Source organism: Elongatibacter sediminis, from assembly GCF_037892215.1.
Lineage (GTDB): Bacteria > Pseudomonadota > Gammaproteobacteria > Xanthomonadales > SZUA-36 > Elongatibacter > Elongatibacter sediminis.
Genome location: NZ_JAZHOG010000008.1, coordinates 1 through 22,918, shown reverse-complemented (window position 1 = coordinate 22,918; position 22,918 = coordinate 1). Strand labels below are relative to the sequence as shown.

Here is a 22,918-nt window from a genome sequence, read left to right as displayed (position 1 = left end):
GTTACAGCGCCCCGTATCGTTGACGCAGGCTCTGCCGCACGACGTCGGCCACCGTGTTCACCGCAAACGTGAACACAAACAGAACCAGGGCCGCCAGAAACAGGATGCGGTAGTGCGTGCTGTGGACTTCGGACTCCGGCATTTCCACCGCGATGTTCGCCGCCAGCGTACGCATGCCCTCGAACACGTTCCAATCCATGATCGGCGTGTTGCCGGTGGCCATCAACACGATCATGGTCTCGCCCACCGCGCGCCCGAACCCGATCATCAGCGCCGAAAATATTCCCGGACTGGCGGTTGGCAGCACGACCAGAAGCAGCGTCTGCCAGGGGGTCGCGCCCAGCGCCAGAGATCCGTTCGACAGCGATGCGGGCACCCCCGACATGGCGTCCTCGGCGATCGTGAAAATGGTGGGAACGATCGCGAACCCCATCGCGCAGCCCACGACCAGCGCATTGCGCTGATCGTATTCGATTCCCGCCACCTGGGTGAGCCAACTACTCAGATCCTGGCCAAAAAACACATATTGCATCGGCTCGGCCACGGCAAATGCCAGCAGCACACAAACGGCCAGCGCTGGTATCTGCACCAGTGGCTCAAAACCGGCCGGTATGCGCGCCGCGAACCTGCCGCCGTACCGGTGCCACGCCCAGGCAAACCCCAACATGCCGGCGGGCACCACCACCAACAGGGCGAACAGGCCGGCCAGGTGGCGCTCGATGAAGGGCGCGAACCACAATCCGGCCAGAAAGCCCAGAATCACCGTCGGCAGCGCGGCCATGACTTCGATGCCAGGTTTCACCCAGCGGCGCAACCGTGGCGCCATGAAACAGGCGGTGTACGCCGCACCCATCAAGGCCAGGGGAATCGCGAACAGCATGGCGTACAGCGCCGCCTTGACGGTTCCGAACAGCAATGGCGTCAGGGAGAATTTGGGCTCGAAATCCCGCGTCGCCGCCGATGACTGCCAGACATGGGCCGGTTCGTCGTAGTTCTCGTACCAGACCTTTTTCCACAATGAGGAAAAAGAAACTTCCGGATGATCATTGTCGAGGGAGAAGAGGTGCAGGGCTCCGTCTTCGCCTTCCATCAGCAGGGCGTCCGCGCGTGGCGAGAAACTCAGTGAACGTGGCGCGAGACCGGCCACCGACCGGTGCAGCAACTGGCGCTCCGAAGTGGAATGGTAAAGGGTCAGATTCTGGTCGGCGTCCAGGGCCGCGAACCCTTTTCGCCGCGGCTCGACCGCGATGCGTTCGATGGCCGCAGTTCCCGCCGAGAATCGCCGGATCGGACGCAGCATGTTTTCCCCGCCGGCATCGGGAACCGGAAACATCTGGGTGATACCGCCCTCCGCATCGCCCACGAGCAGAGAAATACCACCCAGCAACATGGTCATGGCCGTTACGGGCGCCGCCTGCCCGCCCACTTCACCAGCGGGCTCCAGGTTCGGTAATTTCAGGCGCTGCACCCGGCCGTCGTCGTAGCCCAGATAAAGGGCACGGTGATCCCCGCTCAGCGCGAGAGCGGTCACGCCGTTGAACGGTCCGGCACGCCGGACGTTTCCGCTCAGACTGACGTCGCCCGACAGCAGGTTCTCAATTCGGTCGCCGGTCCAGGCATGCAGCATACCGGCACGGTCCAGCGCTGCCAGCGCCAGACTGTTACCGGATTCGGACAGGGCCAGTTCGGCCACCTCGCTGTCGCCGATCTCCATGACCGGCGACTGACCGTAGGGAAACCCGATCCTGGGCACGATGGTCCGGTTGGCGACTCCGCCGTCGTAGCGCGCTTCGTAATCGTGCCGCACCAGGTAAACCCGGCCGTCTTCGGCAGCCGCGGCCAGCAGACCATTGTGTTCAATGGCTTCCTCAACGAGGAGCAGTCCACCCGGGCTCCACTGCGAGTTGCCGGCGGCCTCCACCGGGACGCCATCGGCGAGCCGGGAAAACCGGATAAGCCCATCCGCCGTGATCCGAACCACGACTTCCAGCTGTTCCTCGATTGAAAGAAATAGAGGCGGCTGATTCGCATCGCCCGGGGCGGGCGCCTCCGCCCGCAGGGTCGCGCGGGCCGGTTGAAACAGCGGCGCGACGATATAGGCCAGGTAAAAGAAAATCAGCACGATGGCGACGATGACCGTCAGCCCCCCGAGCCCGATCAGGCGCGTCGCCAGCCGGTCACGCCGGGCGCGCAAACGCGCAATACGGACAGACCGCGCCTCGCCCGACGCGGCGTTTTCAGGAGACGCAGCTTCCATATCGGCATGGTAGGGGGCAAATGTGACAGTTATGTTACGGGACTTCAGACGCCTCTGCCGCCCCACGAACACCCCGCCCGGACCGGCCCCGGCCACCATTCGGCCGCGGTGACGGCGTGTCGGCCTCCGTTTCGCGATACCATGGACAGGATCAGAGACCCCGATCAGCTTCCATGGCCACGTCAAATCCATCCTCCAACGCCCGGCAGTCTTTCGTCAGTCCGGCCAGCCCGGACGACCTGCCCTGGTTGAAGGATTGGTATCGCCACCACACACCAATCACCCAGGCGCGGTTAGAACCCGCCGGCGGCGAAAAAGCCGAGCTGCGTTTTCGTCGCAGCATCGAGGACGGGTGCGTGGTGATCGCCAATGGTTTTCGGGGCGTTCAGGGCGTGGCGGCGCTCGACCTGGACAGCGGCGAGGTGTGGGCGCTCGCGGTCGCGCGCCGGCGTCCCGACACCCGGCACATCCAACCTTTGATGGACGCGATCGAACGCCTGGCCGTGGCTTTCTGTTTCGACCACATCACGATCGAACCCGTGCCGGACCGATCAGAACTGCTGACCGGGCTGGGCTACCGGGCTCCGACCCGGTCTGCTTCCGGCCGGCCGGCCCTGCGGCGAGCGCTGTCCCGCCGCTGGACCCGGTACGGCCGCCGGATCCGTGCCATCGGTGCAGAACTGGGCATTCCTTCGAATTATGCCCGACGCCACCGGCTGCGGCTGCAAGCCGAGTCTCCCCGCCTGGAATCGATCGGTACGGACGTATTTGGCCGCGAACAACGGCTCACACCTCCGGCCGCAACCGCCTGGCGGGCCATGGTGGAAACCGCCGCGCGAGCGGGCACGGCGCTGCAGGCCGTGTCCGCCTTCCGCAGCGTCGACTACCAGGCGGCGCTGCTGCGCCGAAAGCTGGAACACGGCCAGAAGATGGAACAGATTCTGCGGGTCTCCGCGGCGCCCGGCTTCAGCGAGCACCACACCGGCAACGCCCTGGACATCACCACGCCGGGGGCCGAACCGCTGGAAGAATCGTTCGAACACACTCGTGCGTTCGCCTGGCTGTGCCAGCATGCGCCGGCGCATGGCTTCCGGCTGTCTTTTCCACGGGAAAACCGGCACCGGCTCGCCTACGAGCCGTGGCACTGGTGTTATCGCGGCTGAATGCGCGGACGGGCCGCCGTCGATGCTCGCCAGCGTGTCATCCGCGCTAGTGCAAGGCCCCCGAAAGCTGAATGGATTCCCCTTCGACCGGCTTCGCCCGCGCCGCCAGGTCGTGCGGCAGGTGAACCTTCTCCAGCCCCAGCCGCAGCAACAGCGTGCGCAGTTCCTGCGCCAGCAGCGGATAGAGTTGCCGGGTCAGGCTGGCATGGTGGGCGGTGAATTGCGCCAGATCGACCGGGTCACCGCCGACCTGCTGGTAAATCGTTTCGAACGCCACCCGCGCGGTGAAACGTGGTCCCGGCCCCTGTGCACCACCGCCGTCACACACGAGCTGGGCGCCAACCTGGTAGGCCGGCAGGTTGTCACCGGCATCCGCCTGCACGGTGCGCGGTGTCAGATTGAGCTCGACCTTTCCTTCCTGCTTGCCCGCCTCTTTCGCAGTCTGCTGCAAACGGGCTTCGAGTTGGGTGATCTGGAGATTTTTGAGGACGAACCGGTCCAGCAGGTTCACGGATTCCGGGGCATTCATGCGGCGGCGTTCTCCGGTGGCCAAAGTGAGAGGGAACGCTATTGAACATGACTCCGGGGCGGTCCGGAATCAAGTCAACGGGTCATTAAGTCGGTATCGGCGGCCCGCCAGAAATACCAGCTTGCCGCCGAACGATAGGGCGCCAGGTGGCGTGTCACCCGCAGAACCCGGTCAGGCGGCGGCAGGGACCGCAGGCCATAGACCGCCTGAACACCTTTCTGCACGCCGAGGTCAGTGGCGGGCATCACGTCGGGGCGGCCGAGGTTGAACATCAGAAACATCTGTGCCGTCCACGGTCCGATTCCCCGTACCTGGCACAAATTGGTGATGACGGCTTCATCACTCATCCGACCCAGGCGCCGAAACCCCGCCAGTGAACCGTCCAGGGATCGACGGGCGAGATCCTGGACGGACAAGGCCTTGTTGCGCGAAAGGCCGGCAGCCCTCAGCCGCTCCATGTCCAGACCTGCCGCCGCCGATGGTTCGGGGCATCCATCGTCGAACAGTCCGCAAAAACGCTGGTGGATGGTCCCGGCGGCTTTGCCGGATAGCTGCTGGTAGACGATGGCGCGGGACAGCGCGCAGAAAACGTCGGGATCGCGGGCCACACGCAGGCGGAACCGGCCCTGAATTTCGACGAATGCTCCGAGTTTCGGACACTGCCGGCGCAGATGTTCCTCGGCACCGGCGCGGTTGTAGCGCAGTCGGCTCAAAGCCGCTCACGCCGACAGACCGGGAAAAATCCCCCGATGAGTCGCTTAGTTCGCGGGTCCAAACGTCGAGATCGATTGCGCGCTGGCCACCGCATCCGCCTGACCCTGAGCCAGGTCGTGATAGTCGTTGGTCAGCCACAGCGGCAACTGGCTGGCGAAATTCGGATCGAAGAACACGCCGCTTTGTCCGCCGGGGATCACCTGCAGCGCCTCGGCACCTCCCGGCGCCATGTGGCCGATGAAGCGGCGACTCGGGCCGTGACCGAACATGAAGCCGTTCAGGGTATTCGCCCGGGCGCTGTGGCTGGACGCGTCGACCGCTTCATAGCCGCCCTGCCGGGCCAACCCCGGAAGCTCCGGCGACAGATCCATGAAACCACCCCCATTGGGGATATCGAACGGATCGGTGTCCAGCGTCGAATCGAACACGATCCGGTGCAATTTGCCCCAGCGGTAATCCATCACATTCTGCGAACCCGCGAACGCCGGCGCGAATTCTTCCGATGCCAGCAGGTCCAGTGCCTGCTGCAGGCTGGCCTGCACCGTGGCCGCCAGTCCGGCGGAGAAGAAATTGATGCCCGATGCACCCACACCACCCGCGGTCGGATAATTGAGCAAATGGTGCTTGAAGGCATTGTAAGCGACCCGGCTGGGCGGCAGTTCATTGCCCAGGCCAATCGCCGTCAGGGTCGCGTCGATGGTGTTGCGAACCAGCATGGACCGCCACAGCGCGAACACCGTGGCTGCCGCACTGTTGCGAATTTCCGTGGTGTCCGGCGTGCTGGCCATCACCGGGTCATCACCCTGATCCCAGCCCTCGGCAAGCCCGGTGGGCGCACTGTAATCCCAGGTGGATAGCACATCCAGTGCCTGCGCCATGGGTGAACCCGGCGGGGCACCGTCGAACTGCGCCAGCAGGATGGGCAGGATCAGTTCGGCATCCAGCAATTGCACATTGGCCTGCAGATCGATGAAGTCCTGAACGTCCACTCCTCCGCGGGCCACCAGGGACTTGACCTCGCGGTCCACCCGGCCCATGCGATAGGCCGCGTAACCGGCATTGAGGTAGTAAATTCCGTTGAAGTCGGGACGAAGCTGGTTCAACGGATCGTTGTCCAGGTTGGTTCCGATGGGGTCATTGTTCGCATTGGTGATAAAACCCTGTTCCGGGTTGATCAGATGCGGCATTTCCGCCATCGGCAGAATTTCGAACGGCAAGGACTGGTTCGGCTGTGGATTCATCACCGGCAGCCACTCATTGGCCTGCGCACCCGTTCCATCCCGGATGAACCAGGGCGGCAGCCCGTCGACGGTCAGGCTGGCCAGATCCTCGCGAATGGGATGTTCCGAGGTGGCGAACCAGGCAATATTGCCCAGCACATCGGCGTAGTAGACATTCTGGACACCGATGTCGAAGAATTCCAGAGACTCGGCGAAGGACTCCAGGCTGTCCGCCTGATCGATACCACGAATGAGATCGACTTCGCGGGTCGGCCCGAATCCGGTATAGGCCACCGACAAACCGGTATTACCGTCGATATCGACGATCGGGCCGTTATTGCGGCGCGGCACGATCAGGGAAATCGCCCCCGCGGTGTAACCCACATTCGCCTTTTCAATGTTGTCGGCGATGCCGTCACCGACCGGGTTGACGAAATAGGAATTGAATTCCTGCCGGATCATCTCGGGCTCGCCTTTGTACACGGTATGCGTCGGCAGGCCCAGAGCATTGGTCTGCAGGGTTTCGAAAAAGAAGTCGGTCACATCCAGCGGATTGACGGTCATGCCCCAGCAGGCGTGGTTGTTGCAGCCGAGCAGCACACCGGGCGTGCCTGGCACGACCGTGCCGTTGACGTGCCAGTCCTGACCGTCACCGCGATCATAGATCATCTGGGCTTCGTGAAAGATTGGCGGCGTGTCCATGGTCAGGTGCGGATCGTTGGCGATCAGCGGGTAACCGCTGGCCGTGTGCTCACCGCTGACCACCCAGGCGTTACTGCCTTTGAGCATTTCCGCCGACTGCAGACGGGCCTCGACGCCGGGGGCCGCATCCAGGGTCGCGCGATAGCGCGCAGCCAGGTTCAGCATGGTATCCGGCACGCGCTGATCGCCACTGACGGTGATGCCGGACTCAGCCTTTCCTCCATCCGTCCCGGCCGTTTCGACCGAAGCCTGACCGACACCGCCGATTCCGGCGAGGAAACCAGGCGCCGTCAAGCGGTCATCCGGTGGTTGCACGCGGTAGGTGTCTTCGAAAAACAGTGCGACCCCGTCGAAGCCCAGGGCATCTCCGAACGCCTGGTACGTACCCAGCGCCACGGTGTTATCGACATCTCCGAAACCCAGCGAGAAACCGGCACCCAGGCCCTTGGCTACCAACAAGGTATCCAGCGGCGTCCACGGATCGGTCCGGGTCAGTTCAAGCGCCGTGTATTCCGGCGGTAGCGGATTGGCCGCCAGCCATGCATTCACACCATTGGCGTAGGACTGGAGTATGCCCTTGGTTTCGTCGCCCAGAACCTGCCAGGTATCCAGGGCCGCACGCTCCAATCCCAGATTGCGAAACTGAACATCCGATGACAGCGCGGCGCTGCCCAGCAGTTCCGCGGCACGTCCCGCAGCGCCCTTGCGATCCCGATCCATCTGAAACATCCGGTCGCGAGCATGCAGGTAGCCCAGGACAAAGACCACATCCGATTCGTTGTCACCCCGGATCGTGGGAATCCCCAGGGCATCTTCATAGACAGTGACCGGTCCACTCAGCCCGGGCAGATTGAAGTCCGCGGCCTGGGCCGGCACGGCAAACAGGACGAAAATCAGGACTGCGACTGCGGACGGCACCTTCAGGTACCAGGAAAACCGGGGGATTCTGGCCATGGGAAACCTCGTTGGGATCATTTTGCCGATACCATACGGTGCCGACTGGTTTCCGTTAAATATATACCTTCAAACCACGCAAACCAAATCAGCGGCGGGTTTTCATGACGCCGGTCAGTCCTAACGCGACCCAGCCGGCCATCAGCAGGACGCCGCCGACGGGCGCCAGGACTCCCGGAAGCAGCGCCAACCCGGCGGCCCGCAGCAGCAGGGTTCCCGAGAACAGGACGCAACCGGCCACCATCGCCAGGGCCGAACCGGCGAGCCATAACGAACCGTGCCGGTCCACAAGCGCAGCAATTCCCAGCAAGGCGAGTGCGTGAAAACCGAGCATGCCCGTGGCGGTGCGCCACAGGCTGGCGGCATGCTCATCAGCGAAGGAAACCGCATGCGAGCCCACGGCAGCCAACATGACCGTCGCCAGACCGGCCACCGCCGCCAGTACGATGATCCAGCCCGTGGAGCGCCCGGTGTCCAGAGGCTCAGTCCTCCGCTTCGGGCAGCGGTTTCAACAGGTCCTCGAGACGCCGCGTGAGCACATCAAACTTGTACTTGGGAATGGCGTAGGCCCATCCCCCTACCCGGGCGTTGATGTCCGCCGCCCGTTCCGTCGCACTGACCGGGGCGCTTTCATCGGACTCCTCCGCTCCCGGTTCCGTGCTTGCTCCACCCTCCGCTGCATCGGCCGCTCCGGATTCCCCGGAAAGATTGGCATCAGCCACGGCATGCAGGCGAATCCAGTGTTGTTCGTCCGACTCGCTCAACTCGGCGGTGACACGCAATCCGTCCGCCGTCAACAGCTCGTAAGCGACCGGGGCTTCGAAATCAGCGTCGGTGGCCGGACGTACCTCGTCAAGGCGCAGCCCACCCAGGCCGCCGGCCGGGGCATTCACGGTCCACGAGGATTCAGCCTCCCGGTCAGGGGGCAGGTTTTCGAGCGTAAAATCGGATTCGTCGGCCGACACCCTGGCCAGGCGCACCGTGTCTCCATCCGGATGAGTGATGGTCACCTCCACCACGTCGGACTCCGGGATGTCGATGAAGTCGCGATCGAGCCAGTCGCGCGTTTCCGCTGGAACGTCCAGGGCGCGATCGATCAGCAATGCGCGATCGCCGTCCGCCAGGCGCACGTATTGACCTTCGCGGTTGCTTGCCGACTCGCCGACCAGCACTGCGGTTGCGTCCTCGGACCCACCGAGCCGGATTAGCACCGCAGCGCTGTCCGGATCGCTCACATCGCGCAGACCCAGGCGTTCGTAATATTCCGGATTGGCCGTCTTGGGCTCCACGACCTGCGCCTGCGCGAAATCCGCCAGCAGGCTCCGCAGACGGCTCCAGTCGGCCGGGTACCCACCCGCCTCTTCGACGGTCCAGCGTGTGTCGGTACGGCGCAGGGTCGCTACCCGCTTATCGCCGGCCGCGGTCACCCGGATTTCATCAATCTCATTGACCCGGCCGGCCAGGTCCGGCAATAGAACCTCTTTCTCGAACACGTCTTGCCGGCCGGCGCGTTCAGGCATCAGTCCGATCACCACGGCGGCAACCACTGTCAGCCCCAGCAACCAGGAGAAATGCTTTCTGCTCATGTCTGTGATCCTCCCGATTCAGTCGTCACAACGCGAACGGATTCCGTCTGTCGGCGACGGCGGCGTAAACCGTACAGGCCGGCGACGAAGATCACGATCAAAGGCACCACGATGATATTCAGCACCTTGAGCCGGGTACCCAGGCGATCGATGTCGCGCTGCAGATCGTGCTGAACCTGGCGCAGATCCTGCCGAATCTGAAGTTTACGGTCCATGAACCGCTGGATTTCCTGCTGCTGTTCGTCGCTCAGCACCAGCATGTCGTCGTCACCGCGCGCAGCCTGCAATTCGGCCAGCTTCTGCTCGGTGTCGGCGAGTTCCTGCTGCAGGCGTTCCTCGGTGGCCCGGTAGCGGCGCTCGGCCTCGGCCTGAAGTGCGTTGACCCGTTCGAACGGCCGCCCGGAACTGGCCCGTGTCCGGATGCTGATCAGATCGCTGTTGCCCAGCAGGTTATCCACCGCGTTGACCACGAGGTTGCCGTTATCGGCGAATGAATTGACCAGGGTCTGTCCCAGAAACGGCTGTTTCTGCACCCACAACCGGTCCGTCACCACGTCGCTGTCCGCGAACAATACGACCTGGATGCCACCGTCGACTGACTCCGTCAGCCGATCGTCGTCTTCAATGCCCTCGGGCGGCTGCTCGAACGCCGTACTGGCCGGCCCGCTGATCCGGACTGCCAGGGCGTAACGATCACCAGTGGGGTTGAAGCCGTTCATCAACTCCGAGGGATCAGGCAGAAAACGCATGCGGGCGGCATCGACCGGCGCCGCATTCTCACTGCTCTGCGCCAGCACTTCCAGCGTTGTCGACCGCGCCGAATCACCGTCAGCGGGCTCCTCCACGGTAAACCAGCCGGTGGACGAGAAATTGACGACTTCGAGATCGGAACTGATGATGTCCTCACCGTTCAGTCCCTCACGGGGCACGGACAGAATTCCGATGTGGCGGCTGGTTCCGGATCCGACTCCGTACTGAAGATCACCGAGTACCCGCGCGGTATCGAATTTCACGCCCCAGGCATCCAGCAGCGGCCCGAGTGTCGAAGAACTGCCGCGCTGCATTTGCGCCATGGGATCACCCGGGTCACCCCGGTCCATTTCCGCCATCGGGTCCAGAAAGGCCACCAGGCGCCCGCCACCGAGCACGAACTGCTCGATGCGGTATTGCATGGCCGGACCGAGGTCGCGCGGGTGCACCAGCACCAGCAGGTCGATGTCGTCCGGAATTTCCGGGGCCTGCAGGTCGATGGTCTCGACCGTGAACAACTGGCTGAGCTGATCATGAATCACCCACGGCTCACGCATGGCCTGGGTGGCCGGGTCGAACCCGGCCGTCATCGGCAAGGCAGTCATCAGCCCGATGGTCTTGCGTTCCGGGTTGCCCAGGGTGGAAATCATCTTGGCCAGATCGTACTCGAGGAACTTCTCCTTGGAGGGTTGCAGAAAGGGCATGGTCTGGACATCGTCCAGCGCGTTGGTGCCGGCAATGCCCAGATACAGGGATACGCCGCTGGCGCCCACCGGCACGGCCTGCAGCCCGAACTGACTGGCCTGGTCCTCTTCCTCGGAGAACGGTTCCGGGTCGATGTGGTGGACGCGCAGCATGCCGTCACTGCGGTTGGCGAACTCATCGACCAGTTCGTGGACTCGCCGCGCGTAACTGCGAATCTGCGGCAGGTCTCGGCTGGAGTCCTCGGAGAAAAACAGGTACAGGTGGACCGGCTCATCCAGGTCCTCGAGGATGTTTTGCGTGCCTTCGCTCAGGGTGTACAACCCGTTTTCGGTCAGGTCCACGCGCACCCCACCCAGCATGCGGCTCGAAATCAGGCTCAACGCCGCGAACAGCACGGCGAGCAGCAGCAGCGAGGCGGCGGGAATCAGTGCATTCTTCTTCATCGTCATCGCTCCTCAATCGGCCTTGCGCAGATCCAGCACCACCGTGTTGGCGATGAGCCAGAACACGATGACCAGCGCGAAGTAAGTGAGGTCCCTCAAGTCCAGAACGCCCTTGGATATCGATCCGAATCGCGAAATGAAGCTGAAGTCGGCAATCAGGTCCAACAGGACCTGCGGGGCCCACCCGCTGAACAGGTTCATCACCATGGGAAGGCCGCTGAGCAGAAATCCGAAACAGACAACCACGCTGAGGATGAAGGCGACGACCTGGTTGCGGGTGACGGCGGACATGCACGACCCGATGGCCAGAAAACCGCCGGCCATCAGCCAACTGCCGATGTACCCGGCCAGGATGACACCATTGTCGGGCTCGCCCAGATAATTCACGGTCAGCCAGATCGGAAACGTCAGCCCCAGCGCGATGCCGATGAACAGCCATGCCGCCAGGAACTTGCCCACAACCGCCTGCCAGGTCGTCACCGGCAGGGTCAGCAACAGCTCCACGGTGCCCGAGCGCCGTTCCTCGGCCCACAAGCGCATTGCGATGGCGGGAACCAGGAACAGATAGAGCCAGGGATGAAACTGGAAATACGGCGCGAGATCGGCGATGCCGCGCTCGTAGAACGAACCGATGTAAAACGTGAAGACACCGGCCATGACCAGGAATATAACGATGAACACCCAGGCTACCGGGGTGGCGAAGTAACCGGACAGCTCTCGCCGCATCACACTGCCGACGGCACGGGTGGTGGAATTGACGGGAACCGCGTTGTTCATGCCGCCACCTCCTGTTGCGTAACCTGCCGGAACACTTCATCCATGCGGCCCTTTTCCAGCCGCAGTTCGCGCACCGCCCAACCCTGCTCTCGCACCACGCCGGAAACCACTTCCAGCAATTCGGCGCCTTCGGCCGGGAACACCGTGACTTCGCCTTCGCGAATTTCCACCTTGCGTGCCTGGCTGAGTTCGCTGAGCACGCTGGCCGCCCGCTCCGGCTGATCGACCTCCAGGGTCACCGCGTTGTGATAGCGCGAGCGCTTCAGCAGGCCCGCGGGGGTGTCGTCGACCAGCAGACGGCCATCGGCAATGATCATGGCGCGATTACATACGGCGGCCACCTCTTCGAGGATATGCGTCGAAATGACGATGATCTTGTCGGCCGCCATCTCCCGGATCAAAGTGCGTACCTCGTGCTTCTGGTTGGGGTCGAGTCCGTCGGTCGGCTCGTCCAGAATCAACACATCGGGATCATGCAGAATGGCCTGCGCGAGGCCGACCCGGCGTTTGAAACCCTTCGACAGGGTTTCGATGGGCTGCTCCGGCACTCGCGACAGATTCAGTCGTTCCAGCGCCGCTGCTGCCCGGCTTCGGGCTTCGGCGCCGGAATAACCGCGTGCGCCGGCGACGAATTCGAGAAAGGCGCGAACGGTCATCTCACCGTAAGCCGGGGCACCCTCGGGCAGATAACCCATGCACCGGCGAGCGGCCAGTGAATCCTCGACAATGTCGTGTCCGTTGATGATCGCGGTTCCCGAACTCGGCGCCAGGAACCCCGTCAGCATCTTCATCGTCGTCGACTTGCCGGCACCGTTGGGCCCGAGAAAGCCCAGGACTTCGCCGGAGCCGATTTCGAACTCGAGGTCTCTGACCGCGGTCAGGTTGCCGTAGCGCTTGATAAGCGCCCGTGCCTCGACCCTCACTTGGCTCATGATGTGCTCCTCTTCACTTCCGTGCTTTGTTATCGGGATTCAGCGTCGTCTGACCACGAAACCCCGCGAAAATTTCAGGTCATCGGCTGGATTTTTCAAGTTCCGCGGCGGAGCGATGTGACTTTCGCCACTGGAAGCGAACGTCCGAGTGCGCGATAGTGTGCGGTGATGATCAGAGGAGCACCAACGCAATGAGCATGTGGACCGCCATCGCCTTGATCGCGATCGCCGGAATCGCCTCGGAGGCCTATCGCCAGCGCACCAAGGACAAACTGTCCCGCGCCGATCAGGAATCCCTCGACGCGATCAACCGGCGGATCGACTCGATCGAGTCGGAACTGCGCAAGCGCGTAGAGACTCTGGAACGGATCGTCACCGACCGCAGCCAGGACCTGAAGCGCGAGTTCGACCGGCTGGACAAGACCGGCTGAGAGTCGACGGGCCGCATCCGGCTCAGATCTGTCCCATCTCGAACGCCTTGAGCACCGCACGCGTGCGGTCGCGCACCCCCATCTTGGACAGGATATTGGACACGTGATTCTTGATCGTGCCTTCCGCCACACTCAATGAAGCCGCAATTTCCTTGTTGCTGTACCCCCCGGCCATCAACCGCAGGATTTCCGTTTCGCGTTCCGTCAGCGGATCGGGTCGGTCGAGGCTGGAAAATTCGGTTTTCAGGTTTTCCAGGCCTTTCAGCAGGCGCTGGGTTACCGCCGGCTTGACGATGGTCCCACCCTCCGCCACGGTGCGGATGGCCTTGACCAGATCCTCCAGGGACACGTCCTTGAGCAGGTAACCCCGGGCACCCGCCTGGATACCGGCCAGCACCAACTCATCGTCGTCGAAGGTTGTGAGAATGATGGTGGGTGGCAGATTGCCGGACTGGGACAGGGTGCGCAGCACATCGAGGCCGGACATTTCAGGCATCCTCATGTCCAGCAGCATCACGTCCGGATCGATTTCCGGCAGCAAGCGCAATGCCTCGACGCCGTCCGCCGCCTCCCCCACGATGTCGATCTCTTCCGACAGTTCGAGCAGGTTGCGCACCCCTTTGCGAACCAGGTTCTGGTCGTCGACCAGCATTACCTTGATCATGTCACGCCCTCCACCGGCACCCTGGCCTGCAACGCGAAGCCCTCACCCGGCCGCGATTCTACCTCAAGTTCCCCGCCCAGTTGGCGCAGGCGCTCGGTCATGCCGTTGAGACCGTTGCCCGAACGCAGGGTTTCCACGCCGCGGCCATCGTCCCGGGCCGTCAGCGCCACACCGTGCTCATCCTCGAGCAGCCGGATCCACAGGTTCCTCGCACGGGCGTGCCGCACGCTGTTCGTAATCATCTCCTGCGCGCAGCGCAACAATACCTGGGCCCGCAGCGGGTCCATGCGCGAAAGCTCGTGGGGCAGGTTCAGATGGATGCGCGGCTCCGGCACGCCCTCGACCAGGGTCCGCAGCGCAGCCGCCAGGTCGACCTTGTCGTCATGCCGCATGTCGCTGACCACTTCACGCACGTCCGCAAGCAACAGCTTGGCCACCGAGTGGGCCTGCTGCACATGTTCCAGCGCCTTGCCGGAAACCAGGTGCGTGGCCACCTCGAGGTTCAGTGTCAGCGCAGTGAGGTGATGTCCGACGAGGTCGTGGAGTTCCCGCGCAATTCGAACGCGCTCGGCGATCCGCGTGTTTTCGGCCAGCAGCGCCTGGGTCGCGTGCAATTCGGAATTGAGCTTGCGCAGCTCATCGCGTGCGGCGTGCTGCTGCAGCGCGACCACCGAACTCATGAACGCGAACAGGGAAATACCGAGGAACAGTCCGCCGGTCAGCGCTGCGTCACCCGGACTGACGCCGGGAATGACGCCGATGGTCACGCTCAGCAACAGGCTCTGCACCACCAGCCAGGTCAACGCCCAGACCACCGGCAGCATCCAGGGCAGCAGGCCGGCGAGAATCAGCAGCAGGATACCGCCCAATCCCGACTGGGCCATCACCGAAACGCCGAGGGCACTGAGCATCAGGACGCCGCCGGTGACAATCCGGTGCCACAACGGCGTGCGGATCGGCAATTCGCGCACCTGGTTCCAGTACGTCAGCCCGAAAACCAGGTGCAGCACCCACCAGCCCACATAGGGTTCGCGATCCAGCGGCGTTTCGAATACCAGCGGCATGAGCACCAGCGGCACCGACGCGCACAACCACGTGAACAGGCCCGCCCAACGCAACATCTGCATGGGCCGGGACGGGTCGGCCTTGAACGTGTCGTCTGCCATGCTCCGCCACCACTTCAGACTGGGCACGGCCCGGAAAGGGACTTGGCCGGGAACGCGCGCGGGGTATAGTAATGCGCCGGCCGGAACGGACCCAGGCCGCCCACCGGCACACTGCAGCGACACATTATAGGACCACTTCATGGCAAAGCCGCAGCCACAACCACCCGGTACCGACCAGGACGTCATGCGTTTCGGTCAGGGGCGAGGTGATTCAGTGGCGGAATTGCTGGAACGCTACGGTCTGCGAATCGTAAAAGTGGACGCAGGCACGTCCATTCCCGGCTCGTTCTGGGGTGACGAAGAAGCCGGCCTGCAAGGAAACGGGGTCTGGGTCAGGGATGACACACCGATTCACTCCGTGCTCCACGAAGCCTGCCATTACGTGTGCATGGACCCCGGGCGGCGGAACGGACTCGACACCGATGCCGGTGGCGACTACGACGAAGAGAACGCCGTATGCTACCTGCAGATTCTGCTGGCCGACGAAATTCCGGGACTGGGCCGAAACCGCATGATGGCCGACATGGACCGCTGGGGCTACAGTTTTCGGCTGGGGAGCGCGGCCGCGTGGTTCAGCCGGGACGCGGAGGATGCGCGCGCATGGCTACGTCGCCACGGGCTCATCGACCCGCAGGACCGGCCGGCTTTCCGTCTGCGCGAATCCGACTGAAGCGGCCGCCTCAGCCCGCGAGGCCGATCTGCGCCAGCCACCCCTGCTGCCACGAGACCGCCAGCGCCGCCGCGGCCGCCAGGGCCAGCCCCACGAGCCAGGGTGTCAGGGAATTCCGGCGGCGAACCGCGGTCTCGGTCAGGACCCGCTCGGGACGAAGCCCCGGAGCCTGGACCACCCAGCGTGCCGCGCCGATGCGCACTTCATCGCCACGCGCCAGTGCGGCGCTGGTCACCGGCTGGCCATTGAGCACCGTGCCGAACCCCGGTTCCTCGGCGATGTGTTTGAGTTCGAGCACGCCGTCGTCGCGCAATTCGATGGTGCAGTGCCGCGGCGCGCAGCCGTCGTCGTCGAGGCGCAGGTCGCAATCGTCGGCGCGACCCACCACGGTGCGTTGCCGCAATTCGAATACTTCGTTGGCGACACTGCCCGAAGCGCCTTTGAGCCGGTACGTATGCACGATTCATCTTCTCCCGTTCAGAGGTCGATATGGCGTCACCGGACCGGTGTCACAAGTTCACGCAGAACGGCCGTCGCATAGGCACCCGCGGGCAGTTCGAAACGCAGCACGGCATCGCCCTCCTCGAAGCGGCACCCGGCATTGCGCGGACACACACGCAAGGCGCGCCGGCCGGCATCGACGCCCGCGGCGGACAACGCAGCCGTCAAAGCTTCGTACGGGGCCAGTACGGAGTTCTCAAGCGCCGCCGACTCGTCTGTCGGCTGCATGCCGTCACGTCCGGGCAGGGGCCCGGTCGGATGAATGTCCAGCTCTCGGCAGCGGGTTTCGAGAGACTCGTCCAGGTTGTCGCAAGGAAACACCGAACGGGATCCATCCAGCATCGCGATCTCGCCTGGCATGAGCCGGTTCCAGCAGCCCGCATCCACCCGGCAGGCCAGCACGCGGTTGAACAGGGCGCTGCGCACGGCCGAGAGGTAGATGCTGCGGCGAGCGCGTTTGATCCGCCCACCGCGCCGCAGCCAGTCGGCGCCGCGCCGCACGTTGTCCCCGCCGTGACCAAACCGCTGCTCGCCGAAGTAATTGGGCAGTCCGGCATCGGCGATTCGTCGCATCCGCTCGACCAGACCTTCCAGATCGCCTTCCGGCCGGGCCAGAACGATGCGAAACGCGTTGCCGGTCAGGGTGCCTCGCCGCAATTTGCGGTCGTGGCGAACTCCGTCGATCACCGTCACGCCTTCGATTTGCCATTCTCGCCACGGCAGGTCCCGCCGCCCCGGCGCCGGGACGGAATACCATTGCCGCGTGACCGCGTGGCGGTCCTTCATGCCGGCGAAACCCACATCGCCGGACCGGCACCCGGCGGCACGGGCCAGCTGATCGGCCACCCAGGTCGTGTTGGCCCCGCGCTTTTCGACCCACAACCACAGATGATCTCCGGCACCGGCGGGCGTGATGCGCGCTATCTCCTCGACCTCAAAATCCTCGGGCACCTCGCGGATCACCGCACGAACCCCGGGCTCACCCAGCGCGCGCGGCCAGTCTCCCGCGGCCGCGAATGCGGCCAGTTCCTGTTCCGGATGCATTCAGCCGGTGTGGATCAGCGCCACGGCCATCGCGGCGATCCCCTCTCCACGTCCGCAGAACCCCAGTTGCTCGGTGGTGGTCGCCTTCACCGATACGTGGCCCTCGCTGATTTCAAGAATTTCCGCGATGACCTTGCGCATGGCGGGTACATGGGGGGAGAGCCGGGGCTCTTCGCAGGCCACCGTAAGATCGACATTGCCGATGCGCCAGCCCCGCTCGACCAGCAGCGCAACCACCCGCCGCAGCAGGTCGCGGCTGTCGGCATCACGCCACTGCTCATCACCGGGCGGAAAATGCATGCCGATGTCACCGAGCGCCAGTGCGCCCAGCAAGGCGTCGCAGAGCGCGTGCAGAACCACATCCCCATCCGAATGACCGGCGACTCCCCGGTGGTGGGAAATGCGCACGCCACCCAGCATCACGTGGTCCCCGGGCGTGAAGGCATGTACGTCCAGCCCCTGGCCGATGCGAATATTCATGCGGCATGTCCAGCGGGTCGCTGCGCCTTGAGGCGGGATCGCATCAGCGCCTCGGCCAGCGGCAAGTCGTCGGGATGGGTGATTTTGATATTCGTCGAGGAGCCGCGCACCAGTAACGGCCGGCAGCCGGCCCGTTCCATCGCCTCGGCTTCGTCGGTGGGCGGCGCACCGAAGCGCAGGGCGGCCGACAGATTGTCCATCAGGGCATCGAGCGGAAACAGCTGTGGCGTCTGGGCCGCCCACAGTCCTTCGCGATCCTCGGTGCGTTCGATCCGACCCTCATCCCCAGCGCGCTTGAGCGTATCACTGACCGGCATGGCGAGAATCGCGCCATCGTCGGCCTGCAGGCCTTCGAGAATCAGGGAATCGAGCAGTTCGGGCGAAAGACACGGACGCGCGGCATCGTGAACCAGCACCCAGCGGCAACCCGGATCCGCGGCGCGAATGTCTTCCAGGCCGTTCATGACCGTCCGGGCCCGGCAGTCTCCGCCCGCGACGGTGCGGACCTCGGGATATTCCGGCCGGATGAGTTCGCCGTAAATGCCGTCGTCCGGGGCCAGGGCCACGGTCACCGCCGAAATCGCCCGATGCCGTTGCACGGTATCGATACTGTGGGCGATGACGGGTTTACCCAGCAGATGGGCATATTGCTTGTAGGTCGTACCGCCGAATCGCACGCTCTGGCCGGCGGCGGGAATCAAGGCGTGGATGGCGGGCTGCATCGGCGGATTCACTTCTGCTCTTCGGGGGGAGCGCCCTGACCGGGAACGACCTGGTAGAACTCTTCGCCTTCCTTGATCATGCCCATCTCACTGCGAGCCCGTTCTTCGATGGCCTCGAGACCCTGGCGCAGATCGTCCACTTCAGCCTCCAACTCCCGGTTTCGCTGCTGTAACAGCGCGTTCTCCCGCTCCTGCTCGCTGACCCGCTGCTCCAGCCGCCTGATGTCTGCAAAACCACCCTCACCGAACCAGAGGTTGAATTGCAGCAAGGCCAGCAATACCAGGAGTATGGCCAGCAGGAGGCGCACCGTTCAGCTCTTCGGGCCACCGAGATGCGCGAAGGCGCCGCCTCCGGCGTAACGCCCGTCCGTACCCAGTGCCTCCTCGATGCGCAGCAACTGATTGTACTTGGCCACGCGATCGGAACGGCACAGGGAACCCGTCTTGATCTGGTTCGCCGTCGTCGCCACCGCCAGATCAGCGATGGTCGTATCCTCGGTTTCGCCAGACCGGTGCGAAATCACGGCCGTGTAGTCGGCCTGCTTCGCCATGCCGATGGCCTCCAGGGTTTCGGTCAGGGTACCAATCTGGTTCAGCTTGATCAGAATCGAATTCGCGACACCGCGCTCGATTCCCTGCGCGAGGATCTCGGTGTTGGTCACGAACAAGTCGTCACCGACGAGCTGGCAACGATCGCCGGTCAGGCCGGTAAGCGCGCGCCAGCCCTCCCAGTCGTCCTCGGCCATGCCATCCTCGATGCTGATGATCGGATAACGCGCGACCCAGTCGGCCAGGTAGGCGGCGAAGGCCTCGGGCTCGAAACTCCGGTTCTCCGAGTCGAGATGATATTGCCCGTCCCGAAAGAATTCCGACGACGCGACATCCAGTCCCAGATAGACCTGCTCGCCAATGCGGTAGCCGGAAGCCTCAACCGCTTCGAGCAGAGTCTCCACCGCGGCTTCGTTCGATGGCAGGTTGGGAGCGAATCCGCCTTCGTCCCCAACGGCCGTATTCAGGCCCCGGCGATTCAACACGCCGCGCAGCGCGTGGAAAACCTCCACACCACAACGCAGAGCCTCGCTGAACCGGTCGAAACCCACCGGCAGAATCATGAACTCCTGCATGTCCACGCTGTTGTCCGCGTGGGCCCCGCCATTGATGATGTTCATCATGGGAACGGGCAATTCACACGCCCCGTCCCCCGCCAGCCGACGCCACAAGGGCCGGCCCTCCTCGGCCGCCATCGCATGCGCGGCCGCGAGTGAAACGCCCAGCAGGGCATTGGCGCCCAGATTGGCCTTGTTCGGGCTGCCGTCGAGTTCGATCAATCGGTGATCGAGGGCCGCCTGGTCGTCGGCGGGCATGTCCGTGAGTGCTTCGCGAAGTGTCGTATTCACGTTTTCCACCGCCTGCCGCACGCCCTTGCCACCGTAACGCCCGGAATCACCGTCACGCAGTTCGATGGCTTCGCGGGCCCCGGTGGACGCGCCGGACGGAACCGCCGCGCGGCCAAACGCGCCGCTTTCCAGCCGCACTTCCGCTTCCAGGGTGGGGTTGCCCCGGGAATCGAGAATTTCCCGGGCGTGAATCGATTTCATGCGGCTCATTCGTTTTACCTTGTATCGTTGCACCGCCGGACGGCGGTTGGGTCAGAGAAACGGTTCGCTTGCCTGTTTGGCGACGGCGTCCAGTGATTTCAGGGTGTCGAGCAGGGACTCGATCCGATCGAGCGGCCAGGCATTGGGCCCGTCGCTGAGCGCCCGGTCCGGATCCGGATGGGTCTCCATGAACAGGCCGGAGACTCCCACGGCCACCGCGGCCCGTGCCAGCGCCGGGATAAACTCGCGCTGCCCCCCCGAAGAGCTGCCCTTTCCACCGGGAAGTTGCACGGAATGCGTCGCGTCGAAGACCACCGGGCAACCGGTTTCCCGCATCACCACCAGCGAACGCATGTCGGAAACGAGATTGTTGTAACCGAATGAGGCTCCGCGCTCGCACACCATGATCCGGTCATTGCCCGCCGCGCGGGCCTTGTCCACGACATTGCCCATTTCCCACGGGCTCAGGAATTGACCCTTCTTGATATTGACCGGCTTGCCGGCGGCCGCCACCCGTGTGATGAAATTCGTCTGACGGCACAAAAACGCCGGCGTCTGCAGCACATCCACGACCGATGCGACCGCTTCCATGTCGGTATCCTCGTGCACGTCGGTGAGGACGGGCACCCCGATCTTTTCCCGCACATCCGCCAGAATGCGCAGGCCCTCGTCCACACCAAGCCCCCGGAAACTCTCCAGCGAGGACCGGTTGGCCTTGTCGTACGAGGATTTGTAAATAAAAGGGATATCCAGGCCGGCACAGACCTCACGCAGGCGTCCGGCGGTATCCATCGCCAGTTGTTCCGATTCGACGACGCAGGGACCCGCGATCAGGAAGAACGGGTGTTCCGGCCCGGCATCGAATCCGCAGAGTTTCACAGGTTGGCAACGTTGGCGGGCTGTTCGCCCTGCTGCGAGCGCAGCGCGGCCTCGATGAAGCCGGTGAACAGCGGATGGCCGTCACGTGGCGTCGAGGTGAATTCCGGGTGAAACTGGCAGGCCAGAAACCAGGGATGCTCCGGCAACTCGATCATTTCCACGAGCATTTCGTCCATCGACAGGCCGGACAGAACCATGCCGTGTTTTTGCAGGATGTCCCGGTAGTGGTTGTTGAACTCGTAACGGTGCCGGTGGCGTTCGGTGATGATGTCCTCGCCGTACAGCTTGTGGGCCAGTGAATCGGGACGCAGCCGGCAACGCTGGCCGCCCAGCCGCATGGTGCCGCCGAGGTCGGAATCCTCGTGCCGCGTTTCAACTTTTCCACTCCGGTCCAGCCACTCGGTAATCAGGCCGATGACCGGATCCGCCGCATCCGGATCGTTTTCCGTGGTGTTGGCGTCTTTGAGGCCACAGACATTGCGTGCGAATTCGACCACGGCCGCCTGCAATCCGTAGCAGATGCCCAGGTAGGGAATCCCCTGCTCGCGAGCGTGCCGAATCGCATTCACCTTGCCCTCGAACCCGCGTTCGCCGAATCCGCCGGGAACCAGGATGGCGTCGACACCCTCCAGCCGGGACAGGTCACCCTCGGTCAGTTCATCCGATTCAATGCGTTCGATTTCAACCCGAATCCGCTGACGCAGCCCGCCGTGGGACAGCGCCTCGGTCAACGACTTGTAGGCATCCGCATGCTCCACGTACTTGCCGACCATGGCCACTTTCACCGTGTGCCGGGTGTTGACGGTGCGGTCCACCACTTCCCGCCAGTCGTCCAGATCGGCCGGCCCGGCCTTGTCTTCCAGCCCCAGGCGTTCGATGACGATATCGTCCAGATTTTCCTCGTAAAGCATCACGGGGATGTCGTAAATACAGTTCTTGGCGTCCAGCGCGGTGATCACCGCCTTCTTCGGCACGTTGGTGAACAGCGCGATCTTTTCCCGCTCCGACTCGGACAATTCGATTTCCGAACGGCACACCAGAACGTCGGGCTGGATGCCAATGGAACGCAGTTCCTTCACCGAGTGCTGGGTCGGCTTGGTCTTGATTTCGTTCGCGGCACGCAGGTAGGGAACCAGCGTCAGGTGCATGAACATGGCCTGACGACCGTACTCCACACCCAGTTGGCGGATGGCTTCGAGGAACGGCAGCGACTCGATGTCACCCACGGTGCCGCCGATTTCCACCAGCGAAACGTCGTAACCTTCCGAAGCCCTGCGTACCCAGTCCTTGATCTCGTCGGTAACGTGCGGAATGACCTGCACGGTCGCACCCAGGTATTCGCCGCGGCGCTCCTTGGCCAACACGTTGTTGTATATACGACCGGTGGTGCAGTTGTTCAGCTGACTCATGCGGGTCCGCACGAATCGTTCGTAGTGGCCGAGGTCGAGGTCGGTTTCCGCACCATCGCCGGTAACAAACACTTCGCCGTGCTGAAACGGGCTCATGGTGCCGGGATCCACGTTCAGGTAAGGATCCAGCTTGATCAGGGTGATCTTGAGGCCGCGTGATTCGAGGATTGCCGCCAGGGACGCCGAGGTGAGACCTTTGCCCAGTGAGGAGACGACGCCGCCGGTAACGAAAACTAGTGATGCCATGCCAGAACCTTGTGTCTGAGGATGTGCGAGTTCTGGAAGCATATTCTAACCCATGCCCCTCTGGGTTGCGATTGCTTTCGCCGCCTTTCGGACTCCTTTCCCGACCGCCGGCACCACCCCGACCCCAACGCCCGGCATCCGCCTGTCCCCGGAAACTCTGCTTGTGCCCTCCGAGCTTTTCTCCCATCGTTGGGCGGCCAGCTTTCGGGCAGAAATTCCAACAGACCCGCGGACCAGGTTCAGATTCCGCTCATTTGAAGCGCTCTTGGAAATCCGTGCCTTCGAGCCGGCAGGCGCTGCGGCACATTCCCCTCGGGGTCTTGGTGCAACAGCCTGGAGACCTTACTGGTTTTGCGTTAGTTCAGTTCCGCTTATC

22 protein-coding genes are annotated in these 22,918 nt (G+C 63.6%); 3 read left to right on the top strand and 19 right to left on the bottom strand.

What is annotated here, in order from left to right:
- Window position 1: 1 nt before the first annotated feature.
- Window positions 2-2,257, bottom strand: a complete 2,256-nt coding sequence (locus tag V3330_RS12350; protein ID WP_354695737.1) for an ABC transporter permease subunit — start codon at window positions 2,255-2,257, stop codon at window positions 2-4.
- A gap of 173 nt (window positions 2,258-2,430) precedes the next feature.
- Between V3330_RS12350 and V3330_RS12345 the strand changes: the two genes are divergently transcribed.
- Window positions 2,431-3,420 (top strand): M15 family metallopeptidase, encoded by a 990-nt coding sequence (locus V3330_RS12345; RefSeq protein WP_354695736.1) that lies wholly within the window; start codon window positions 2,431-2,433, stop codon window positions 3,418-3,420.
- Window positions 3,421-3,466: 46 nt separating this feature from the next.
- Here V3330_RS12345 and V3330_RS12340 read toward each other — a convergent pair whose 3' ends face one another.
- The 8 genes from V3330_RS12340 to V3330_RS12305 all read right to left on the bottom strand — a co-directional run bounded on the left by V3330_RS12340 (window position 3,467) and on the right by V3330_RS12305 (window position 12,732).
- On the bottom strand, window positions 3,467-3,949 hold the full coding sequence (locus V3330_RS12340; protein ID WP_354695735.1) for a hypothetical protein: 483 nt from the start codon (window positions 3,947-3,949) through the stop codon (window positions 3,467-3,469).
- A 74-nt stretch (window positions 3,950-4,023) separates the two neighbouring features.
- The gene (locus V3330_RS12335) at window positions 4,024-4,662 is read right to left on the bottom strand and encodes a DNA-3-methyladenine glycosylase family protein (RefSeq protein ID WP_354695734.1); all 639 of its coding nucleotides are present in this window, start codon (window positions 4,660-4,662) and stop codon (window positions 4,024-4,026) included.
- Window positions 4,663-4,707: 45 nt separating this feature from the next.
- On the bottom strand, window positions 4,708-7,539 hold the full coding sequence (locus V3330_RS12330) for a penicillin acylase family protein (protein WP_354695733.1): 2,832 nt from the start codon (window positions 7,537-7,539) through the stop codon (window positions 4,708-4,710).
- 88 nt (window positions 7,540-7,627) lie between these two features.
- Window positions 7,628-7,951, bottom strand: coding sequence for a DUF423 domain-containing protein (locus V3330_RS12325; protein WP_354695732.1), 324 nt, complete (start codon window positions 7,949-7,951; stop codon window positions 7,628-7,630).
- A 70-nt stretch (window positions 7,952-8,021) separates the two neighbouring features.
- The gene (locus V3330_RS12320; RefSeq protein ID WP_354695731.1) at window positions 8,022-9,125 is read right to left on the bottom strand and encodes a DUF4340 domain-containing protein; all 1,104 of its coding nucleotides are present in this window, start codon (window positions 9,123-9,125) and stop codon (window positions 8,022-8,024) included.
- Entirely contained in the window at window positions 9,122-11,023 is a 1,902-nt protein-coding gene (locus V3330_RS12315; RefSeq protein WP_354695730.1) for a Gldg family protein, read from the bottom strand. Before V3330_RS12315 ends, V3330_RS12320 begins: the two co-directional genes overlap by 4 nt.
- A gap of 12 nt (window positions 11,024-11,035) precedes the next feature.
- The gene (locus V3330_RS12310; RefSeq protein WP_354695729.1) at window positions 11,036-11,800 is read right to left on the bottom strand and encodes an ABC transporter permease subunit; all 765 of its coding nucleotides are present in this window, start codon (window positions 11,798-11,800) and stop codon (window positions 11,036-11,038) included.
- Complete coding sequence (locus V3330_RS12305; protein ID WP_354695728.1) at window positions 11,797-12,732, bottom strand: ABC transporter ATP-binding protein; 936 nt, start codon at window positions 12,730-12,732, stop codon at window positions 11,797-11,799. The genes V3330_RS12310 and V3330_RS12305 overlap by 4 nt, the downstream gene beginning before the upstream one ends.
- 191 nt (window positions 12,733-12,923) lie before the next feature.
- Between V3330_RS12305 and V3330_RS12300 the strand changes: the two genes are divergently transcribed.
- On the top strand, window positions 12,924-13,163 hold the full coding sequence (locus tag V3330_RS12300; protein WP_354695727.1) for a hypothetical protein: 240 nt from the start codon (window positions 12,924-12,926) through the stop codon (window positions 13,161-13,163).
- A 22-nt stretch (window positions 13,164-13,185) separates the two neighbouring features.
- On the opposite strand, the gene V3330_RS12295 is transcribed toward V3330_RS12300, so the two are convergent.
- Together V3330_RS12295 and V3330_RS12290 are read right to left on the bottom strand one after the other, a co-directional pair.
- Window positions 13,186-13,827: a response regulator gene (locus tag V3330_RS12295; RefSeq protein ID WP_354695726.1), complete on the bottom strand. Its 642-nt coding sequence runs from the start codon at window positions 13,825-13,827 to the stop codon at window positions 13,186-13,188.
- The gene (locus V3330_RS12290; RefSeq protein ID WP_354695725.1) at window positions 13,824-14,993 is read right to left on the bottom strand and encodes a sensor histidine kinase; all 1,170 of its coding nucleotides are present in this window, start codon (window positions 14,991-14,993) and stop codon (window positions 13,824-13,826) included. Before V3330_RS12290 ends, V3330_RS12295 begins: the two co-directional genes overlap by 4 nt.
- A 184-nt stretch (window positions 14,994-15,177) precedes the next feature.
- Between V3330_RS12290 and V3330_RS12285 the strand changes: the two genes are divergently transcribed.
- Complete coding sequence (locus V3330_RS12285; protein ID WP_354695938.1) at window positions 15,178-15,663, top strand: hypothetical protein; 486 nt, start codon at window positions 15,178-15,180, stop codon at window positions 15,661-15,663.
- A 10-nt stretch (window positions 15,664-15,673) separates the two neighbouring features.
- Here V3330_RS12285 and V3330_RS12280 read toward each other — a convergent pair whose 3' ends face one another.
- The 8 genes from V3330_RS12280 to pyrG are packed head-to-tail and all read right to left on the bottom strand — an operon-like array spanning window position 15,674 to window position 22,542.
- Window positions 15,674-16,123, bottom strand: a complete 450-nt coding sequence (locus V3330_RS12280; RefSeq protein WP_354695724.1) for an FHA domain-containing protein — start codon at window positions 16,121-16,123, stop codon at window positions 15,674-15,676.
- Between the two features lie 35 nt (window positions 16,124-16,158).
- Window positions 16,159-17,208, bottom strand: coding sequence for a tRNA pseudouridine(13) synthase TruD (gene truD, locus V3330_RS12275; RefSeq protein WP_354695723.1), 1,050 nt, complete (start codon window positions 17,206-17,208; stop codon window positions 16,159-16,161).
- Window positions 17,209-17,688, bottom strand: coding sequence for a 2-C-methyl-D-erythritol 2,4-cyclodiphosphate synthase (gene ispF / locus V3330_RS12270; protein WP_354695722.1), 480 nt, complete (start codon window positions 17,686-17,688; stop codon window positions 17,209-17,211).
- The gene (ispD, locus tag V3330_RS12265) at window positions 17,685-18,410 is read right to left on the bottom strand and encodes a 2-C-methyl-D-erythritol 4-phosphate cytidylyltransferase (protein WP_354695721.1); all 726 of its coding nucleotides are present in this window, start codon (window positions 18,408-18,410) and stop codon (window positions 17,685-17,687) included. The genes ispF and ispD overlap by 4 nt, the downstream gene beginning before the upstream one ends.
- Window positions 18,411-18,418: 8 nt before the next feature.
- On the bottom strand, window positions 18,419-18,718 hold the full coding sequence (gene ftsB / locus V3330_RS12260; protein WP_354695720.1) for a cell division protein FtsB: 300 nt from the start codon (window positions 18,716-18,718) through the stop codon (window positions 18,419-18,421).
- 3 nt (window positions 18,719-18,721) lie between these two features.
- Window positions 18,722-20,017, bottom strand: coding sequence for a phosphopyruvate hydratase (eno, locus tag V3330_RS12255; RefSeq protein ID WP_354695719.1), 1,296 nt, complete (start codon window positions 20,015-20,017; stop codon window positions 18,722-18,724).
- A 42-nt stretch (window positions 20,018-20,059) separates the two neighbouring features.
- Window positions 20,060-20,887 carry a 3-deoxy-8-phosphooctulonate synthase gene (kdsA, locus tag V3330_RS12250; protein ID WP_354695718.1) on the bottom strand — a complete coding sequence of 276 codons (828 nt, stop codon included), beginning with the start codon at window positions 20,885-20,887 and terminating at the stop codon, window positions 20,060-20,062.
- Entirely contained in the window at window positions 20,884-22,542 is a 1,659-nt protein-coding gene (gene pyrG, locus V3330_RS12245) for a CTP synthase (protein WP_354695717.1), read from the bottom strand. The genes kdsA and pyrG overlap by 4 nt, the downstream gene beginning before the upstream one ends.
- Window positions 22,543-22,918: the final 376 nt, after the last annotated feature.

Bases quoted from the DNA above. Each gene is read 5' to 3' on its own strand.
- V3330_RS12350 (WP_354695737.1), bottom strand. From the start codon at position 2,257: ATGGAAGCTGCGTCTCCTGAAAACGCCGCGTCGGGCGAGGCGCGGTCT.
- V3330_RS12345 (WP_354695736.1), top strand. From the start codon at position 2,431: ATGGCCACGTCAAATCCATCCTCCAACGCCCGGCAGTCTTTCGTCAGT.
- V3330_RS12340 (WP_354695735.1), bottom strand. From the start codon at position 3,949: ATGAATGCCCCGGAATCCGTGAACCTGCTGGACCGGTTCGTCCTCAAA.
- V3330_RS12330 (WP_354695733.1), bottom strand. From the start codon at position 7,539: ATGGCCAGAATCCCCCGGTTTTCCTGGTACCTGAAGGTGCCGTCCGCA.
- V3330_RS12325 (WP_354695732.1), bottom strand. From the start codon at position 7,951: ATGTTGGCTGCCGTGGGCTCGCATGCGGTTTCCTTCGCTGATGAGCAT.
- V3330_RS12320 (WP_354695731.1), bottom strand. From the start codon at position 9,125: ATGAGCAGAAAGCATTTCTCCTGGTTGCTGGGGCTGACAGTGGTTGCC.
- V3330_RS12315 (WP_354695730.1), bottom strand. From the start codon at position 11,023: ATGAAGAAGAATGCACTGATTCCCGCCGCCTCGCTGCTGCTGCTCGCC.
- V3330_RS12310 (WP_354695729.1), bottom strand. From the start codon at position 11,800: ATGAACAACGCGGTTCCCGTCAATTCCACCACCCGTGCCGTCGGCAGT.
- V3330_RS12305 (WP_354695728.1), bottom strand. From the start codon at position 12,732: ATGAGCCAAGTGAGGGTCGAGGCACGGGCGCTTATCAAGCGCTACGGC.
- V3330_RS12300 (WP_354695727.1), top strand. From the start codon at position 12,924: ATGAGCATGTGGACCGCCATCGCCTTGATCGCGATCGCCGGAATCGCC.
- V3330_RS12295 (WP_354695726.1), bottom strand. From the start codon at position 13,827: ATGATCAAGGTAATGCTGGTCGACGACCAGAACCTGGTTCGCAAAGGG.
- V3330_RS12290 (WP_354695725.1), bottom strand. From the start codon at position 14,993: ATGGCAGACGACACGTTCAAGGCCGACCCGTCCCGGCCCATGCAGATG.
- V3330_RS12285 (WP_354695938.1), top strand. From the start codon at position 15,178: ATGCGTTTCGGTCAGGGGCGAGGTGATTCAGTGGCGGAATTGCTGGAA.
- truD (WP_354695723.1), bottom strand. From the start codon at position 17,208: ATGCATCCGGAACAGGAACTGGCCGCATTCGCGGCCGCGGGAGACTGG.
- ispF (WP_354695722.1), bottom strand. From the start codon at position 17,688: ATGAATATTCGCATCGGCCAGGGGCTGGACGTACATGCCTTCACGCCC.
- ispD (WP_354695721.1), bottom strand. From the start codon at position 18,410: ATGCAGCCCGCCATCCACGCCTTGATTCCCGCCGCCGGCCAGAGCGTG.
- eno (WP_354695719.1), bottom strand. From the start codon at position 20,017: ATGAGCCGCATGAAATCGATTCACGCCCGGGAAATTCTCGATTCCCGG.
- pyrG (WP_354695717.1), bottom strand. From the start codon at position 22,542: ATGGCATCACTAGTTTTCGTTACCGGCGGCGTCGTCTCCTCACTGGGC.